At 70.1% G+C, this 17,401-nt stretch carries 18 protein-coding genes; 11 read left to right on the top strand and 7 right to left on the bottom strand.

What is annotated here, in order from left to right; translation table 11 throughout:
• Positions 1-89 precede the first annotated feature (89 nt).
• From Q5H91_RS05340 to Q5H91_RS05325, 4 genes are all read left to right on the top strand, one after another.
• Positions 90-2,081 (top strand): protein-disulfide reductase DsbD family protein, encoded by a 1,992-nt coding sequence (locus Q5H91_RS05340; RefSeq protein ID WP_370655220.1) that lies wholly within the window; start codon positions 90-92, stop codon positions 2,079-2,081.
• Between the two features lie 76 nt (positions 2,082-2,157).
• Positions 2,158-3,642: a circularly permuted type 2 ATP-grasp protein gene (locus Q5H91_RS05335; protein WP_305172181.1), complete on the top strand. Its 1,485-nt coding sequence runs from the start codon at positions 2,158-2,160 to the stop codon at positions 3,640-3,642.
• The gene (locus Q5H91_RS05330) at positions 3,642-4,577 is read left to right on the top strand and encodes an alpha-E domain-containing protein (protein ID WP_305172180.1); all 936 of its coding nucleotides are present in this window, start codon (positions 3,642-3,644) and stop codon (positions 4,575-4,577) included. The genes Q5H91_RS05335 and Q5H91_RS05330 overlap by 1 nt, the downstream gene beginning before the upstream one ends.
• Positions 4,578-4,612: 35 nt before the next feature.
• Positions 4,613-5,410, top strand: coding sequence for a transglutaminase family protein (locus Q5H91_RS05325; protein WP_305172179.1), 798 nt, complete (start codon positions 4,613-4,615; stop codon positions 5,408-5,410).
• Here Q5H91_RS05325 and Q5H91_RS05320 read toward each other — a convergent pair.
• A complete protein-coding gene (locus tag Q5H91_RS05320) occupies positions 5,391-6,155 on the bottom strand; it encodes an arginyltransferase (RefSeq protein ID WP_305172178.1) in 765 nt (254 codons plus the stop codon). The two genes, Q5H91_RS05325 and Q5H91_RS05320, sit on opposite strands and share 20 nt — an antisense overlap.
• Before the next feature lie 214 nt (positions 6,156-6,369).
• Here Q5H91_RS05320 and Q5H91_RS05315 point away from each other — a divergent pair, with 214 nt between their 5' ends.
• Positions 6,370-6,624 (top strand): hypothetical protein, encoded by a 255-nt coding sequence (locus Q5H91_RS05315; protein WP_305172177.1) that lies wholly within the window; start codon positions 6,370-6,372, stop codon positions 6,622-6,624.
• A gap of 47 nt (positions 6,625-6,671) precedes the next feature.
• On the opposite strand, the gene Q5H91_RS05310 is transcribed toward Q5H91_RS05315, so the two are convergent.
• On the bottom strand, positions 6,672-7,292 hold the full coding sequence (locus Q5H91_RS05310) for a hypothetical protein (RefSeq protein WP_305172176.1): 621 nt from the start codon (positions 7,290-7,292) through the stop codon (positions 6,672-6,674).
• Between the two features lie 51 nt (positions 7,293-7,343).
• Entirely contained in the window at positions 7,344-8,594 is a 1,251-nt protein-coding gene (locus Q5H91_RS05305; protein ID WP_305172175.1) for a threonine ammonia-lyase, read from the bottom strand.
• 56 nt (positions 8,595-8,650) lie between these two features.
• Between Q5H91_RS05305 and Q5H91_RS05300 the strand changes: the two genes are divergently transcribed.
• A complete protein-coding gene (locus tag Q5H91_RS05300; protein ID WP_305172174.1) occupies positions 8,651-10,315 on the top strand; it encodes an amidohydrolase in 1,665 nt (554 codons plus the stop codon).
• A 133-nt stretch (positions 10,316-10,448) separates the two neighbouring features.
• On the opposite strand, the gene ctrA is transcribed toward Q5H91_RS05300, so the two are convergent.
• The 3 genes from ctrA to Q5H91_RS05285 all read right to left on the bottom strand — a co-directional run bounded on the left by ctrA (position 10,449) and on the right by Q5H91_RS05285 (position 13,415).
• Positions 10,449-11,150, bottom strand: a complete 702-nt coding sequence (gene ctrA, locus Q5H91_RS05295) for a response regulator transcription factor CtrA (RefSeq protein WP_305172173.1) — start codon at positions 11,148-11,150, stop codon at positions 10,449-10,451.
• A gap of 96 nt (positions 11,151-11,246) precedes the next feature.
• Complete coding sequence (locus Q5H91_RS05290) at positions 11,247-12,353, bottom strand: AI-2E family transporter (RefSeq protein WP_305172172.1); 1,107 nt, start codon at positions 12,351-12,353, stop codon at positions 11,247-11,249.
• A gap of 120 nt (positions 12,354-12,473) precedes the next feature.
• Positions 12,474-13,415: a LysR family transcriptional regulator gene (locus Q5H91_RS05285; protein ID WP_305172171.1), complete on the bottom strand. Its 942-nt coding sequence runs from the start codon at positions 13,413-13,415 to the stop codon at positions 12,474-12,476.
• 106 nt (positions 13,416-13,521) lie between these two features.
• Between Q5H91_RS05285 and Q5H91_RS05280 the strand changes: the two genes are divergently transcribed.
• Positions 13,522-14,235: a pirin family protein gene (locus Q5H91_RS05280; protein ID WP_305172170.1), complete on the top strand. Its 714-nt coding sequence runs from the start codon at positions 13,522-13,524 to the stop codon at positions 14,233-14,235.
• Positions 14,236-14,299: 64 nt separating this feature from the next.
• Positions 14,300-14,902, top strand: a complete 603-nt coding sequence (gene wrbA, locus Q5H91_RS05275) for an NAD(P)H:quinone oxidoreductase (RefSeq protein WP_305172169.1) — start codon at positions 14,300-14,302, stop codon at positions 14,900-14,902.
• Between the two features lie 52 nt (positions 14,903-14,954).
• On the opposite strand, the gene Q5H91_RS05270 is transcribed toward wrbA, so the two are convergent.
• Positions 14,955-15,656, bottom strand: coding sequence for a M15 family metallopeptidase (locus Q5H91_RS05270; protein WP_305172168.1), 702 nt, complete (start codon positions 15,654-15,656; stop codon positions 14,955-14,957).
• A gap of 50 nt (positions 15,657-15,706) precedes the next feature.
• Between Q5H91_RS05270 and Q5H91_RS05265 the strand changes: the two genes are divergently transcribed.
• Genes Q5H91_RS05265 through msrC form a run of 3 tightly spaced genes read left to right on the top strand, consistent with a single transcriptional unit; the run spans position 15,707 to position 17,222 of the window.
• Positions 15,707-16,345, top strand: a complete 639-nt coding sequence (locus Q5H91_RS05265) for an RluA family pseudouridine synthase (RefSeq protein ID WP_305172167.1) — start codon at positions 15,707-15,709, stop codon at positions 16,343-16,345.
• The gene (arfB, locus tag Q5H91_RS05260; RefSeq protein ID WP_305172166.1) at positions 16,342-16,743 is read left to right on the top strand and encodes an alternative ribosome rescue aminoacyl-tRNA hydrolase ArfB; all 402 of its coding nucleotides are present in this window, start codon (positions 16,342-16,344) and stop codon (positions 16,741-16,743) included. The genes Q5H91_RS05265 and arfB overlap by 4 nt, the downstream gene beginning before the upstream one ends.
• Entirely contained in the window at positions 16,743-17,222 is a 480-nt protein-coding gene (gene msrC / locus Q5H91_RS05255) for a free L-methionine (R)-S-oxide reductase MsrC (RefSeq protein WP_305172165.1), read from the top strand. Before arfB ends, msrC begins: the two co-directional genes overlap by 1 nt.
• Positions 17,223-17,401 lie beyond the last annotated feature (179 nt).

Below are 17,401 nucleotides of genomic sequence, written 5' to 3'. Positions count from 1 at the left end.
TAAGGCTGCGCGTCGCGGCTATGGATCGCGGCAAGTGGCGACGCAACCGGCCACGCGAGGACGCCTGAGTGACCGCGATGCTTTGCAGGATGATGACATGTCTGGCGCTGCTGCTGGCACCCGCCGCGGCGCTGGCGCAGGCCCCGGGCGAGCGGCATCTGGCGATGGAGCTGGTGGCGGAGAGCGTGACACCTGCGCCGGGATCGACGGTGACGCTGGCGATCGCCGCGACGCCGCAGCCGGGCTGGCACGGTTATTGGCAGAACCCGGGCGACGCCGGTTTCCCGATGCGCGCCGACTGGACGCTGCCGGCGGGCGCGAAGGTCGGGACGCTGCGCTATCCGGTGCCCGAGCGGCTGATCGTCGCGGGGCTGATGAACTATGTCTATGAGCGGCCCTATGCGCTGCTCGTCGATCTGGCGGTGCCGGCGGGACTGGCCGAGGGTACGCGGCTGCCGGTCGGCGTGACGCTCGACTATCTGGTCTGCACCCGGCAGGTCTGCGTGCCGGAGAAGCAGACGGTGTCGCTGGCGCTGACGGTCGGGCGCGGTGCGATCGTGCCGGCGGTGCGGGCGCGCTTCGACGGCTGGCGACGGGCGCTGCCGCGCCCGCTTGGGTCGGTCGGAACCTGGCAGGCGGAGGCGGGCGCGCTGCGGATGTCGGTGCCGTTTCCCGCCGATGCGGCGCCGGCCGACGCCTATTTCTACCCGGCCGAGGCCGGCACGATCGACATGGCCGCACACCAGACGGTGACGCGCGAGGGCGACCGGCTGGTGGTCGCGACCAAGGCCGCGGCCACGCCGCCGACCGGCCGGATCGAGGGGGTGCTGGCGACCGGCGACGGGCAGGGTTTCGCGGTCAGCGCGATGCCCGGCAGCGTCGCGCGCCCGTCCGCGGGCGGTAGCGGCTGGGGCGTGGCGCTGGTTGCGTTCGCGGGGGCGGTGCTGGGCGGGCTGATCCTGAACGTCATGCCCTGCGTCTTCCCGATCCTGAGCCTGAAGGCGCTGAGCCTGGCCAAGAGCGGCGGCACCGAGGGGGCGGCGCGGGCGGAGGCGCTGGCCTATACCGCGGGCGTGGTGCTGGTCTGCCTGGCGCTCGGTGCCGGGCTGCTGGCGCTGCGCGCGGGCGGGGCGACGGTCGGCTGGGCGTTCCAGCTGCAGGACCCGCGGGTGATCGGTGTGCTGCTGCTGCTGGTCACCGGCATCGCGTTCAACCTGGCCGGGCTGTTCGAGCTGCCGACGCCGCGCTTCGCCGGGCGGGCGGGCACCGGCGGCGCGTTCGCGACCGGGGCGCTGGCGGCGTTCGTGGCGACGCCGTGCACGGGTCCGTTCATGGGCGCGGCGCTGGGCGCGGCGCTGGTGCTGCCGGCGGCGGCGGCGCTGCTCGTCTTCGCCGGGCTGGGGCTGGGGATTGCGCTGCCGTTCCTCGCGCTGGGCTTCGTGCCGGCGCTGCGGCGGCGGCTGCCGAAGCCGGGGGCGTGGATGGCGCGGCTGCGGCGCATCTTGTCGCTGCCGATGTTCCTGACGGCGCTGGCGCTCGCCTGGGTGCTGGGGCGGCAGGCCGGGGTCGACGGGATGACGCTGGGGCTGGCGGCGCTGCTGATCGCGGCGACCGGGCTGTGGTGGACCGGGCGGCGGCAGCTGGCCGGGCGCGAGCGCAGCTTCTGGCCGGCGGGTGTCGCGGGGGCGCTGGCGTTCGCAGCGGTGCTGACCCTGCAGCCGGCACCCGCTGGCGCAGCGAAGGTGGCGGGTGGGGAGGCGTTTACCGAGGCGCGGCTCACCGCGCTGCGGGCGGAGGGGCGGCCGGTCTTCGCTTACTTCACCGCCGACTGGTGCCTGACCTGCAAGGTCAACGAGAAGGCAGCGATCGAGCGCGACGGCGTGCAGGCGTCTTTCGCGAAAGCGAAGGTGGCGGTGCTGGTCGGCGACTGGACCGATGGCGATCCCGCGATGGGTCGTTTCATCGAGCGGCACAATCGCGCCGGGGTGCCCCTTTATCTCTATTATGCGCCGGGTGCCGCCGCACCCCGCGTGTTGCCGCAGGTACTGACCCCGGCGATGCTGGAGGCACTCGGCACGTAAATAACCGGCCCGGCCCTTGTGCGCTGCAACGAAAGCGCGCAGCATGGTTGCTTGTCACCAAGCATGTCGGGGATCGATGGGGCAGGACGCGTTCGACGAGATCATGGGGACGACGGGCGGCCCGCCGCCGCGGGCGGAACTGGCGGCCCTTGGCCGCTGGCTGAGCGTCACGTCGGACACCGAACTGCGCCGACGCCAGCAATCCGCCGAGGCGGCGTTCCGCCAGCTGGGCATCACCTTCGCCGTCTATGGCGACAGCGACGCCAGCGAGCGGATCATCCCGTTCGACATCGTCCCCCGCGTGTTCCTGCATGACGAGTGGGCGCGCCTGTCCGAGGGGCTGGTCCAGCGGGTCGAGGCGATCAACGCCTTTCTCGACGACATCTATGGTGAGCGCCGCATCCTGAGCGAAGGGGTGCTGCCCGCCGACCTGATCCTGTCGAACCCGCAGTTCCGGCCCGAGATCGCCGGCATCCGCCCGCCGCACGGCGTGTGGGCGCATATCTGCGGGATCGACCTGGTCCGCACCGGGCCCGACGACTTCTTCGTGCTGGAGGACAATGCCCGCACGCCGTCAGGCGTCAGCTATATGCTGGAGAACCGCGAGGCGATGCTGCGGCTGTGCCCGGAGCTGTTCCGCGAGTTCCGGGTGGCGGCGGTCGACAGCTATCCCGACCGGCTGCTGGAGGTGATGAAGTCGGTCGCCCCGCACGGCGTCGGTGCGCCGACCTGCGTGGTGCTGACGCCCGGCCACTACAATTCGGCCTATTACGAGCACAGCTTCCTGGCCGACTCGATGGGGATCGAGCTGGTCGAGGCGGTCGACCTGGTGGTGGACGACGACATCGTCTGGATGCGGACGATCGCGGGGCGGGTGAAGGTCGACGTGATCTATCGCCGGGTCGACGACGATTTCCTCGACCCGCTGGTGTTTCGGCCGGATTCGATGCTGGGCGTGCCGGGGCTGATCGCCGCCTATGCCGCCGGAAACGTCGCGATCATCAACGCGCCGGGCAACGGCATCGCCGACGACAAGGCGATCTATAGCTATATGCCCGACATCGTCCGCTTCTACTCGGGCGGTGAGGCGAAGCTGCCCAATGTCGAGACGTGGCGCTGCCGCGAACCCGAGGCGCTGAAGTACGTGCTCGACCATCTCGACGAGGTGGTGGTGAAGCTGGTCGACGGGTCGGGCGGTTATGGCATGCTGGTCGGACCGACCGCGAGCAAGGCCGAGATCGCCGCGTTCCGCGCCGCGCTGGTCGCCGAGCCGCACCGCTACATCGCGCAGCCTACGCTGGCGCTGTCGACCGTGCCGACCATGGCAGAGCGGGGGCTGGCCCCACGTCACGTCGACTTCCGCCCCTTCGTCCTGACCGGATCGAAGGGCGTGCAGGTGGTACCCGGCGGCCTGACCCGCGTCGCGCTGCGCGAGGGCTCGCTGGTGGTGAATTCCAGCCAGGGCGGCGGCACCAAGGACAGTTTCGTGCTGATGGACGATGCTGCGCCCATGACCCAGACGATAGGTGGCATGACGCAGAGCATGGGGGGCGGCGCCTGATGCTCAGCCGCACCGCATCGTCGCTCTACTGGCTGGGCCGCTATTTCGAGCGGGCCGACTTTATCGCGCGGCTGGTCGAGGCGACGGTGCGGCTCGACGTGCTGTCGGCGCGGCCGGCGGGGCAGGCGGCCTGGGCATCGGCGCTGACCGTGACCGAGACCGACGCCGCTTTCGGCGCGACCGGAGGCGAAATCCGGCGTCGCGACGTCGCCCGGTTCCTGACCGTCGATCCCAGCCATCCGGGGTCGATCATCCGCTGTACCGAGATGGCGCGGCTGAATGCCCGCGCGGTACGCACCGCGCTGACGCGCGAGGCATGGGCAGCGATCAACCGCGCCTGGCTGATCTTCGAGGGGCGGCCGCCGGCGGACGATCCCACCGCGGTGCTGAACCTGGTCGACGCGGTGAAGACCGAGACGCGCGGGTTCGAGGGCGCGGTCCACCGGATGCTGCGCAACCAGACGACCTGGTTCATCCGGCTGGGGCAGGCGATCGAGCGGGCGGACAACACCGCGCGGCTGCTCGACGTGAAATACCATATCCTGTTGCCCGCCGGCGAGCGGGTCGGCGGCGTCGTCGATCGCGACCAGTGGACGACGATATTGCAGACCGTGTCGGCGGTGACCGCCTATCGCTGGCTCTATTCGGATGGGTTGCAGCCGGCCAACGTCATCGATCTGCTGGTCGCCCGCGGCGAGCTGCCGCGCAGCCTGGCCGCCTCGGTCGAGGAGACGGTGGACGTGCTCTCCCTGCTCGCACGGCGGACCGGACTGCATGGCGAGGCGGACCGGATGGCGCGGATGCGGGCGACGCGGATGGCGCGCACCCGATCGGGCGAGGTGATCGCGTCTGGCCTGCACCAGTTCCTGCAGAGCTTCATCCACGAGAATGCGCTGCTTCACGGCGCGATCGGGCGGCAGTTCAAGTTCGGATAGTCGAGGGCACACGGTCTGGGGGAGCGTAACGGGGCATGAGGCTGTCGATCCATCACCGCACGGCGTATCGCTTCACCGCCCCGCAGGCGCGGCTGGTGCAGATGCTGCGCCTGACCCCGCAGAACTCGCACGACCAGACGGTGGCGCGCTGGCGGATCGACGTCGACTGCGACGCGCTGCTGCGCGAGGGTCGCGACGGCTGGGGCAATGCGGTGACGATGCTCTATGCCGAGGGACCGCTCGACGGCATCGAGATCGCGATCACCGGCGAGGTGCTGACCAGCCACTCCGACGGGGTGCTCCACGGCGTGCACGAGACGCTGCCGCCGCCCGTGTTCCTGCGCGCGACCCCGGCGACCGCGCCTGATCCCGCCATCGCCGCATGGGCCGCGGAGATGGCGTCCGGGGTGCCGATGCTGACCGCGCTGCACCGGATCAACGCGGGTGTCCATGCCCGGTTCGCGCCCGACGCCGGACGGCCGGACCCCGAGCTGACGGCCGGCAAAGCCTGGCTTAGGGAGAGTGCGACCGCGCGCGATGCGGCGCAGATCTTCGCCGTGGCGGCGCGCAGCATCGGTGCTCCGGCACGCTATGTCAGCGGCTATCGCTGCCTGGCGCGCGAGGCGCGGGCGACGCCGCACGGCTGGGCGGAGGCGCATGTCGACGGACTGGGCTGGGTCGGCTTCGACCCGGACACGGGGCTTTCGCCTGAGGAGGAGCATGTCCGTGTCGCCGTCGCCCTCGACGCCGTGGGCGCGGCGCCGGTCGCCGGATCGCGGCTCGGCGAAGGGGACGAGCGGCTGGACGTGGAGGTCAGAGTGTCGGAGGCGTAGCGGCCATCTCGTCGTCGCGCAGCTGGCGCCAGCCGGCGGGGCTCAACGCCTCGAGCGGGCGATAGCGGGTCTTGTACGCCATCCGCGACGACCCCTTCACCCAATAGCCGAGATAGACATAGGGCAGGCCCGCGTCGCGCGCGCGCATGATATGGTCCATGATGATGAAGTTGCCGAGCGCGGGCCGCGAGGAATGCTCGGGATCGAAGAAGCTGTAGATCATCGACAGGCCGTCCGCCTGACGGTCGGTCAGGCACGCGCCGACCAGCCGGCCGCGGCGGCCGTTCACCGCCGGCTCGCGATATTCGACGATCAGCGAGTTCACCGGCGAATGCTCGATCATATCGGCATAATCGTCCTCGTCCATGCCCGCCATGCCGCCACTGGGGTGACGCAGCGCAAGGTAGCGGCGGAGCAGCTGGAACTGCTCGTCGGTCGCCCAGGCGCGACAGGCGACGACCTCCAGATCGGCATGGCGGCGCAGCAGCTTGCGCTGGGTGGCGTTGGGGACGAACTCGCCCGTCACCACGCGGACCGAGACACAGGCGGTGCAGCCCGCGCAGGACGGGCGATAGGCGACCCCCTGGCTGCGGCGGAACCCGATGCGGCCGAGCGCGTCGTTCAGTTCGGTCGCGTGCGGGCCGGTCAACTCGGTAAACACCTTCCGCTCCTGCCGCCCCGGCAGATAGGGGCAGGGCGAGGGGCTGGTGACGAAGAAGCGCGGAAAACGAAAAGGCGCAGTCACCGCCGGCGGACCCCCAATGAAACGACTATGGGGCCGTATATGCTGTCGCCGGGCCCGCGTGGGAAGCGACTTTACCAGCCATTTGCGTCGAGGAGCTTAACGCTCCGACCGTTCCCCGGGGCGGTCCGCCCCGGCTGTGGCATTCCGGGGATGCGCGTGCGGAACCCATTCCGGCAGGTGCCGTTCGTCGTCGGACATTCACAGGAGTATCGTTATGGGTATCAAGTCCGTTCTTGCGACCGCCGCGGCGCTATCGCTGACCGCATCGCCGGCGCTTGCCGCCGCCGCCAATCCGGCGGCGTCGCTGTCGGTCGCCAAGTCGGCCCGCGCCAGCGCGTCGGGCGACAAGTCGAGCAAGCTGGCGGCAGGCGGCGGCGGGATCGTAGCCGCCGTGATTGCGGCCGGGATTGCCGCGATCGGCGTGATCGCGATCGTCAAGGACAGCGAGGACGATTCGGACAGCAACTGATCCGACGACGAACCCGCCCGGCTGCCGGGCGGGTTCACCTTGCCGGATCAGGGGCGCGTCACCGTGAAGCGGTGCGTGTCCCCGGCGAAGGTCACGGCGATCTCGAACGTCTTCGCCTTGCGCGGAACCCGGTCGGTCAGGACGGCGCCACCGAGACTGGCATGGGGTGCCACCATCGCCGACGACAGCAGCGCAGCGCGGAGCGCGCGGGCATTCTCGTTTTCCGGCGCGGTTTCCGGTCGAACGAAGCGTTCGTCGGGGATACCCGCATCGATATTGGCCGGGTTGGCGGCGCCCGATGTGTCCTTCTGCCCAAAGCCGGGGATGACCGGTGCTGCCGACGCCCGCGCGAGCGCGGAGTCGCGCGGCGCCGGTCCCGCGCGCCGCAACACCTGGTCTGCGGTCGCGACGGCGAAGGCCCTGCTCTCCGCGGAGACGGCGATCGCCTCCGGTCCGAACCGCTGGGGCTGATCGCCGCGATTGGCGGCGACGATGCGGATCGACAGCCGGCCGTCCTTCAGCGCGGGATCTACCGACAGCGTTACGGCGCCGCTTCTGGTCTGCGACGTCAGGGTCGCGCCCGCTACGCCGATCGTAGGCGCGGGGGCCTGTGCCTGGGCCGAAGCCGGCGCTGCGGCGGCGAGCATGATGCAGAATGTCGGTCTCATCGTGCCGTCTCCTGGAATGTGCCCCGATCCTGAGACGTTACCGACATTATCTCAAGCCAGTTCGACCTGCGTCGTCTCGTATCCGGCCGCGCGGAGCGCAGTGACGAGGCGGTCGAGATGCGCCTGGTCGCGCGTCTCGCACTCGATATCGGTGATGAGCCCCTTGGCCGGCAGGGTGGTGAAGACGCGCTGGTGATAGACCTCGATGATGTTGACCCGTTCCTGATCGAACAGGCGGGCGACGTTGAACAGCGCACCGGGCTGATCCTGCAACCGGATGCGCAGCCGGGCGAGCCGACCGGATCGGGCCAGGTCACGCAGCAGCACGTTGGCGAGCAGCCGCGTGTCGATGTTGCCGCCGCACAGCACCACGCCGACCGTCTTGCCGGCAAAGCGGCCGGGATGGGCGAGCAGCGCGGCAAGGCCGGCGGCGCCGGCACCCTCGACCACCGTCTTCTCGATCTGGAGCAGCAGGCTGACCGCTTCTTCCAGGCTGCGCTCACCGACCAGCAGGATGTCGTCGACCAGCGCGGCCACCATGCGGGCGGTGATGCCGCCCGGCTCCTTGACCGCAATACCCTCGGCCAGCGTGTCGCCGGCGCAGGGCATGTCGGTGCCGTTGATGCGGTTGTACATCGAGGGGAACAGCTCCGCCTCGACACCGACGATCTCGATGGGGCGGCCCTGCGCACGCGCGACGGTCGCCATGCCGGATATCAGGCCGCCGCCGCCGATCGGCGTCACCAGCGTGTCGATTTCGGGCACGTCCTCGAACATCTCGATCGCGGTGGTGCCCTGGCCGGCGATCACGCGCGGGTCGTCGAAGGGGTGGACGAAGGTATAACCGCGCTCCGCCTCCAGCACGCGGGCATGGGCATAGGCGGCGTCGAAGGTGTCGCCTTCCAGCACCACGTCGGCGCCGTGTCCCTCGGTCTGGACGACCTTCACCGTCGGCGTGTTGCGCGGCATGACGATGGTGGCGGGCACGCCCAGCCGATTGGCGTGATAGGCGAGGCCCTGTGCGTGGTTGCCGGCAGAGGCGGCGATCACGCCCTTGGCCTTCGCCTCCTCGGACAGCTGGAGCAGCGTGTTGAGCGCGCCGCGCTCCTTGTAGGCGGCGGTGAACTGAAGGTTCTCGAACTTCAGATAGACAGTCGCGCCGGTCAGGTTCGACAGCGTCCGGCTGATGAGCGTCGGCGTGCGGACGATCGCGTCGCGAATGCGCGCATGCGCGGCCCGGACGTCGTCGATGGTGACGGGGAGGGCTTCGTTCTCCGGAGCGGACTTGATCTGCGTTGCCATGGCGCCTGCCTAGACGGTCTGGTGCGGCGGGGGAACACCGCTTATGCCCACGTCCCATGGTAAAGCCGGTTCTCCTGACGTCCGTCACTCTCGCCCTCTTGGCCGTGTCGCAGCCGGCGCTGGCCGACGCGCTGATCGACAATGTCGACGGCATGACCCTGGACGCAGACGGTAAGGTGGTGCGCTTCACGGGCATCCTGATGACCCCGGACGGCAAGGTGGTGAAGCTGCTCGCCGCCAAGGACAAGCGGCCCGACCGGCTGGACTGGCGCGCCGACATGAAGGGGCGGGTGCTGCTGCCCGGCTTCGTCGACGCGCATGGACATGTGATGGAGCTGGGTTTCTCGGCGGTGCTGCTGGACCTGTCGACGGCGCGGACGCTGGATGAGGCGAAGGCGCGGATCGCCGCCTATGCCGCGGCAAACCCCGACCGGAAGTGGATCCTGGGTGGCGGCTGGAACCAGGAGCGCTGGGGGCTGGGTCGCTTCCCGACCGCCGCCGACCTCGACTCTGTGGTGTCCGACCGGCCGGTCTTCCTGTCGCGGATCGACGGGCATGCGGCCTGGGCGAACAGCGCCGCGATCCGGGCAGCGGGGGTGACCGCCGCCAGCGTCTCGCCGGCGGGCGGACGGATCGAGAAGGGGGCGGGTGGCACACCCGCCGGTGTCTTCGTCGACGCCGCCCAGGATCTGGTGCGCAAGGCAGTGCCGCAGCCGCTGCCCAAGGATCGGGATACCGCCGTGCTGAGCGCGCAGGCGACGCTGCTGTCGATGGGAGTGACCGCGGCCGCCGACATGGGGACGAGCGTCGACGACTGGCTGAGCTATCGCCGCGTCGCCGACCGCGGCGCCCTGCGCGTGCGGATCATCAGCTATGGCGCGGGGATCGACGATACGGTGCGGATCGGCGGCACCGGGCCGAGCCCCTGGCTCTATGCCGACCGGCTGCGGCTGGCAGGGGTGAAGCTGTACGGCGACGGTGCGCTCGGCTCGCGCGGGGCGTGGCTGAAGGCGCCGTATGCGGATGCGCCGGGGCAGAGCGGGCTGGGTTTCATGACCGACACGGTCATCCGCAACCTGATGAGCCGGGCAGCGATGGACAATTACCAGGTCGCCGTCCACGCGATCGGCGACCGCGCCAACGCGCAGGTGCTCGACGCCATCGAGGAGCTGTCGGCGACCTACAAGGGCGACCGGCGCTGGCGGATCGAGCATGCGCAGGTGATCGATCCGACCGACCTGAAGCGGTTCGCGGCGCACGGCACGATCGCCTCGATGCAGCCGACCCACCAGACCAGCGACCGGACGATGGCGGAGGCGCGGCTGGGCGCGGCCCGGCTCGCGGGCGCCTATGCGTGGCGGACGATGCTGGCCAACGGGGTGCCGCTGGCGTTCGGGTCGGACTTCCCGGTCGAGCGGCCCGACCCGTTCGCGGGCTGGGCGGCGGCGTTCACGCGGCAGGATGCGGACGGGCAGCCCTCGGGCGGCTGGCGCCCGGAAGAGGCGGTGACGCGCGAGCAGGCGTGGCGCGCCTTCACGCAGGGTGGCGCCTATGCGGCGTTCGCGGAAGACAAGTTCGGGCGGCTGGCGCCGGGGCAGCGGGCGGACTTCATCATCGTCGATCGCGACCCGCTGCTCGCCAGTCCATCCGACCTGCGCGCGACCAAGGTGCAGGAGACGTGGGTCGGCGGCGAGAAGGTGTGGGAGCGGAAGGGCGGCTGATCCGCTCTTTTCCTCTTTATGTCATGCCGGGCTGGTCCCGGCATCCACTGTTCCGCACGAGCAACATGTGCTGGATGCGTGGCACGGTGGATGCCGGGACCAGCCCGGCATGACGAAGATAGGACAGGGTAGGTCAGGCGACGGCGGTCGCCACCACCTCGTCCGACTCGCGCAGCACGTAGCCGCGGCCCCAGACGGTCTCGATATAGTTCTCGCCGTCGCAGGCCATCGACAGCTTCTTACGCAGCTTGCAGATGAAGACGTCGATGATCTTCAGCTCGGGCTCGTCCATGCCGCCATAGAGGTGGTTGAGGAACATTTCCTTGGTGAGCGTCGTGCCCTTGCGGAGCGACAGCAGCTCCAGCATCGCATATTCCTTGCCGGTCAGGTGGACGCGGGCGCCATCGACCTCGACGGTCTTGGCATCCAGGTTCACTGCCAGCTTGCCGGTGCGGATGACCGACTGCGAATGGCCCTTCGACCGGCGGACGACGGCGTGGATGCGGGCGACCAGTTCCTCGCGGTGGAACGGCTTGGTCACGTAATCGTCGGCGCCGAAGCCGAAGCTGCGCACCTTCGAGTCCATCTCGCTGACCCCCGACAGGATCAGGACCGGCGTCGTCACGCGGGCGACGCGCAGCTTCTTCAGCACGTCATAGCCGTGCATGTCCGGCAGGTTCAGGTCGAGCAGGATGATGTCGTAATCGTACAGCTTGCCGAGATCGAGGCCCTCTTCGCCCAGATCGGTGGTGTAGCAGTTGAACCCTTCGGCGTGGAGCATCAGCTCGATCGCCTTGGCAGTCGTCGGCTCGTCCTCGATCAGCAGCACGCGCATCAACCAATCCCCTGTCGCGGAAGACGCCGCCATTCCCCGGCCGGCGATCCGATTCATTAACCACAGAAGCTCTGAAGGCAAAAGGTTAATTCGGGGTTAAGTGCGTGGGCCGGGATGGTTGCGGGGCGGCAGCAGCCGGTCATGCTCGGCGCGCGGTATGTCTTCGCCGAGCACGTCGCGCAAGTAGAGACTCCGCACCAGCGTGAAGATCACGACGAGCAGCGCGGCCGAAAAGAACAGGCCGAACAGACCGAACACGACACCGATGCCGATGATCGCGAATACGGTGATCGCCGGTGGGATCGAGATCACGCGTTGCTGCACATAAGGGGTGATGAAGTTGGTCTGGACCAGCCGCACGACCGCATAGGTGACGAGCGCGCCAATGATCGGGCCGGTGCCGACGGTGGCGGCGAGACCCAGCGCCGGAATCATTGCCGCTGTCGGCCCGACATAGGGAATGAACTCAGACAGCCCTGCCAGCAGGCCGAGCGCGGCGGCCGAAGGGACGCCCGCAAACCACAGTCCGGCGCCGATCAGCACGCCCATGCTGGTCATCAGGATCAGGGACGAGCCGAGCCACAGGCGCAGCACGCGACCGACGTCGAACAGCGCATCCTCGAACGCCGGGCGCTTCGACGGCGGGACGAGGAGGAGGAGCCCGCGCTCGTACACCTTCGGGTCGCCGGCCATGAACAGCGCGCCGATCAGGAGGAGCAGGCAGTTGAGGATGAACTCGCCGCCGCCGGTCACCAGCCCGCCGACGTCCTGCGCGGCGCGGCTGCCGGCATAGGCCTGGCGCACCGCATCGGCGATCTTGGCACCGACCGGCGAGCGCGAGGCCCAGGCGTCGAGCTGGTCGAGCAGGTGGGGCAGTTGGGTGATGAGGACGTTGACCTGCTGGCGGAACTCGACGCCGAACAGCCAGACGAGAAAGCCGAGTATGCCGAGCACGGTCGCGTAGCCGAGCCCCAGCCCCAACTTGCGCGAGGCGCCGAGATGGTCGCGGTACAGGTCGGCGACGGCGTGGATGACGATCGCGCCCAGCACCGATCCGAACGCGAGGATCAGCAGGTTTCCGGCGCGATAGAGCGCCGCCGCGACTGCGAGGATGACGAGGACCAGCACGACGCGGCGGATGAAGCGCGCGTCGTCGGCGTCCGGGGCGAGGCGTGGGCGGGGTGGGGGCGGCAGGTCGGTCATGCCCTATGGCTCTCTCGTGTCCCCGCGCAGGCGGGGACCCAGTGCCGTCCCGCGCGGCCCAAGCCACTGGGCTCCCGCCTTCGCGGGAGCACGGACAGGGGGAGGGCGCAGCAGGGGGCGTCAGACATCCGGCGACGATGGCAGATCGCTTCTCCTCGCGACAGCCTCCGCGCACGGGTCGCGCAGCCGCTCGGCGAGGAAGGCGATCAGCGCCTCGACGCGCTGGGGGCGCAAGGGGCTGGGCGGGGTCAGCAGGTGGAGACCGACCGGCGGCGGTGTCCAGTCGGGCAGGATCGCGACCAGCGCGCCGGTGGCGATGTGCGGCCCGACGATGAAGCCAGGCAGCGGCGCGATGCCGAGTCCGGCGAGGAGCGCCGGGACCAGCGCGTCGCCGCTGTTGGCGATCAGCGGCCCGTCCGGCCGGATCGACACCTCGGCACCACCCGGCCCGTGGAAGCGCCAGTTGCCGGTGACGTTGGCGTAGCGGAGCAGGCGGTGATGGGCGAGTGCGGCGGCGTCCTGCGGCACGCCGGCGGCCGCGAGATAGGCGGGGGCGGCGACGATATGGGTGGCGATGTCGCACAGCCGACGCGCGCGCAGCGAGCTGTCGGCCAGATCGCCGATGCGCAACGCCACGTCGAACCCCTCCGCGACGATGTCGACCCGCGCGTCGGACAGGTGCAGATCGATATCGACCGCCGGATTGCGGACGAGGAACTCGGCGACCAGCGGCGCGACATTGGCGATGCCGAAGCTCATCGGTGCGGCGAGGCGGACGGTGCCGGATGGGGAGCTGGCGGCGTCGCGCGCCGCCTCCTCCGCCGCCCGCGCCTCCGCGACCATGCGGCGGGCATGTTCGGCGAGCGGGCGGCCCGCCTCGGTCAGCGCCAGCCGGCGCGAGGTGCGGTGGAACAGCGACTGCCCCAGCTGCGCCTCCAGCCGGGCGATGATCTTCGACACGGTCGCCTTGCTCAGTCCGATGTTCTCGGCCGCGCCGCTGAACGACTGGCGGTCGGCGACGGCGGCGAAGACCGCCCAGGCTTCCAGATCGGGCAGGCGCATCGAACGAACCTCCGGCTCAAGATCGGAAACGATCCTATTCCATCGTTTCCGTTTACGCGACCTATCGCGCGCCTATCTTGGTAGCAACAGGAACAGGAGGCTTCCCATGCTCGATACCAAGACCCGCATCGACCGTCGTCCCTTCGCCAGCCTGGGCCATGCGAACCATGGCTGGCTGGACGCGCGGCATCATTTCTCGTTCGCTTCCTATCACGATCCGGACCGGATGGGCTGGGGCGCGATCCGGGTGTGGAACGACGACGTGATCGCCCCCAATTCGGGCTTTCCGCCGCACCCGCATCGCGACATGGAGATCATCACCTTCGTCCGCAGCGGCGCGATCACCCATCAGGACTCGCTCGGCAATACCGGCCGCACCGGGGCGGGCGACGTGCAGGTGATGAGTGCCGGATCGGGCGTTCGCCATGCCGAATATAATGTCGAGGCCGAGCCGACGACGCTGTTCCAGATCTGGATCGAGCCGACGACCCGTGGCGGCGAGCCGAGTTGGGGCGCCAAGCCGTTCCCCCGGGGCGAACGGTCCAGGCAGCTGACCGTGCTGGCCAGCGGGTTCGCCGAGGATGCCGACGCGCTGAAGATCCGGGCCGAGGCGCGGGTGCTGGCGGCGACACTGAAGGCCGGCGAGCAGGTGACGCACGTCGTCGGTGCGGGTCGCCACGCCTATCTGGTCCCGGCGACCGGCGCGGTCGCGATCGACGGCGAGGCGGTGAACGCCCGCGACGGTGCGGCGTTGTCGGCCGGAACCTACACGATCGTCGCGACCGAGGATGCGGAGATCGTGCTGGTCGACGCGGCATAACACCGACTTCCAACCGCTACCCGGCCAGCGTCGGGTAGCGGACGCCATTCTTCAGGAGCTTTCCATGACCAAGGTTCTCGTCCTCTATTACTCGTCCTACGGCCATATCGAGCAGATGGCCGACGCCATCGCCGAGGGTGCGCGCGCCGGCGGAGCCGAGGTGGATATCCGCCGCGTCGCCGAGACCGCGCCGGCCGAGATCGTCGCCGCCGCGCACTTCAAGACCGACACCGCCCATCCCGAGATCGAGGGGCCGGACGCGCTGGCGAACTATGACGCGATCATCGTCGGCGCGCCGACCCGCTATGGCCGGATGCCCAGCCAGATGGCGGCGTTCTGGGACACGACCGGCGGCTTGTGGGCGAAGGGCGCGCTGGTCGGCAAGGTCGGCGGTGCCTTCACCTCCACCGCCAGCCAGCATGGCGGGCAGGAGACGACCCTGTTCTCGATCATCACCAACCTGCTGCACCACGGGCTGGCGATCGTCGGGCTGGACTATGGCTTCCAGGGGCAGATGGGCGTCGACGAGGTGCGCGGTGGCTCTCCCTATGGCGCGACGACGATCGCCGGCGGGGACGGCAGCCGCCAGCCGCACGAGGAGGAACTGGCGGGTGCGCGCTATCAGGGCAAGCGGATCGCCGAGACGGCCGCGAAGCTGGCGGGGTAAAAGCCTCTGACCGTCATTCCCGCCTGCGCGAGAATGACGGCTTTCCCCGGGACTAACGCCGCCGGCGCTTCTTCTTTACCGCAGGCACCACTGCCTGCACCGGCGGTTGTGGCTGGGCGGTCAGGACGATGCGCAGCGGCGGGTAGATGCCGGGATCGGCGGGAAATGCCGCCCGCGCCTTGGCGAAGATGAAGCGCGCGCGGGCCGCGCCGGGCGCGTCGGCACGTGTGCCGACCCAGCGCCAGTGCCACGGCTCCCACTTCACCTGCTGGCGATTGCCTGGCGGAAAGCTGAGTTCGAAGCCGAAGCGCGGCGCGTTGACGACCAGCCAGCGCGCGGCCGGCGTTGCCGCCATGCAGGCCTCCGCGTCGGGGCAGCCCGGCGAGGGGCGGACGGCGAAGTCGATGGCATAGCCCGTGCTGTGCTCGGTATGGCCGGGCGGGGCGACCGAGATGGCACGCTCGGCCGCGTCGCCCTGGCCGCCGCTGGCGAACACGCCGCCCTGGCGCGGAATCGAGCGGTGGCAGGACAGGCCGCGGATCGTGCCGCCCACGGCCGGATCGGTCGCCGCGGCGGCGATCAGGCGCTGAAGGTCGGGCAGCACATCGCGCCGGACGCGGCAGCTATGGAGTGCGAAGCCTGCGGGCGCTTCGGCCAGATCGCCGGGCGCGGCGTCGCCATAGGGAAAGTGACCAAGGACGCGGCCGTCGTTCGACGTCGCGGCGGCAAGCTGGGCGAGGAGAAGGGCGAGCATCGCGCCCATGCCTCTGGCATGCGGGGCGGCGCGGTGGCAAGGAGCGCGGCATGCATGGTGACCGCGTCCTGTTCCTCGATGGCGAGGCCCTGGTGATCGACAAGCCCGCCGGGCTGCCGGTCGATCCGCCGCGTGATGGTTCGATCAGCCTGGAGAATCATCTCGATTCGCTGCGCTTCGGCTTTCGGCGCTGGCCCAGTGCGGTGCACCGGCTGGACCGCGATACCAGCGGCTGCCTGCTGCTGGCGCGTAATCCCAAGGCGCAGGCGCGCTTCCAGCAGGCGTTCGAGGGCGGGCTGGTCGAGAAACGCTATCTGGCGGTGCTCGACGGCGTGGTCGAGGGCGAGGGCGAGATCGCGCTGGCGCTGGGCAAGACCAGCACCGCCGAGGCGGGCTGGCGGATCGTGCCCGATCCGCAGGGCAAGCAGGCACGCACCGCCTGGCGCGCGGTGGAATCGCGAGGGGAGCGGACGCTGGTCGAGTTCCGGCCGGCGACCGGGCGGACGCACCAGATCCGCGTCCATGCCGCCAGCGGGCTTGGCGCGCCGGTGGTCGGCGATCCGGTCTATGGCCGCGCGGCCAAGGAGGGCATGATGCTCCACGCCGCCGAGCTGGTCGTGCCGCGCGCGGGCAAGGACCCGATCCGCGCGGAGGCGCCGCTGCCCGAACGGTTCGGCGACTGGCGATGACCGTCACGGTGCCCGAGGACGCGCTGGAGGAACGCTTCCTCGCGGCGACCGGTCCCGGCGGGCAGAACGTCAACAAGGTCGCGACCGCGTGCCAGCTGCGCGTCGACGTGTACCGGCTGGGGCTGCATCCCGAGACGTTTCGGCGGCTGAAGCTGCTGGCGGGCAGCCGGCTGACCGCGGGCGGCACCTTGGTGCTGAACGCCAAGCGCTATCGCACGCAGGAGGCGAACCGCGCCGACGCACGCGAGCGGCTGGCCGAACTGCTCACCAAGGCGAGCGAGCGCGAGGCGCGCCGGGTTAAGACCAAGCCGTCCAGGGCCGCCAAGGCACGGCGGGTGGACGAGAAGAAGGGCCGCAGCGCCGTGAAGGCGGGGCGCGGCCGGATAAAGGTGGACTGATGTACGCATTCGATGTGACCGCCGGCTCCAAGGCCGAACTATATCGCGACCTGCTGGCGGCGATGGACGCGGTGACGGCGGGCGAGGCGGACGCCATCGCCAACATGGCCAACGCCGCGGCGCTGCTGTGGCAGTATCTGCCCGACCTGAACTGGGCCGGCTTCTACCGGATGGTCGACGGCGAGCTGGTGCTGGGGCCGTTCCAGGGCAAGGCGGCGTGCATCCGCATTCCGCTGGGCAAGGGGGTGTGCGGCACCGCCGCGGCGACGCGGGCGACGCAGCTGGTGGCCGATGTCCACGCCTTTCCGGGGCATATCGCCTGCGACGCGGCGAGCCGGTCCGAGCTGGTGGTGCCCATCGTCCGCGACGATGCGGTGCTGGGGGTGATCGACCTCGACAGCCCGTCGCCTGTGCGCTTCGATGCCGATGATGCAGCGGGTTGCGAGGCGCTGGCGGCACTGCTCGCGACGCGGCTCTGACCCGGATCGGGACTCTGATGGGGATGGCGACGCGGCCTGCGACGGCGTAGGTTTCGAGTCGGCCCAGGTCGGTCGCCGCATGTATGGGGGTAGACGCGGCGAGACGGGCCTTCACGATACCCTTGCGCGAGGGCGTCGTCGCGATGCCGCTCCGCTTGAACTCCCGCGGGGCGGCATTG

It is taken from the genome of Sphingomonas aurea (assembly GCF_030678875.1).
Lineage (GTDB): Bacteria > Pseudomonadota > Alphaproteobacteria > Sphingomonadales > Sphingomonadaceae > Sphingomonas > Sphingomonas aurea.
Note: the sequence above shows the minus strand (reverse complement) of the source record. Positions and strands in the feature narration are given on the sequence as shown.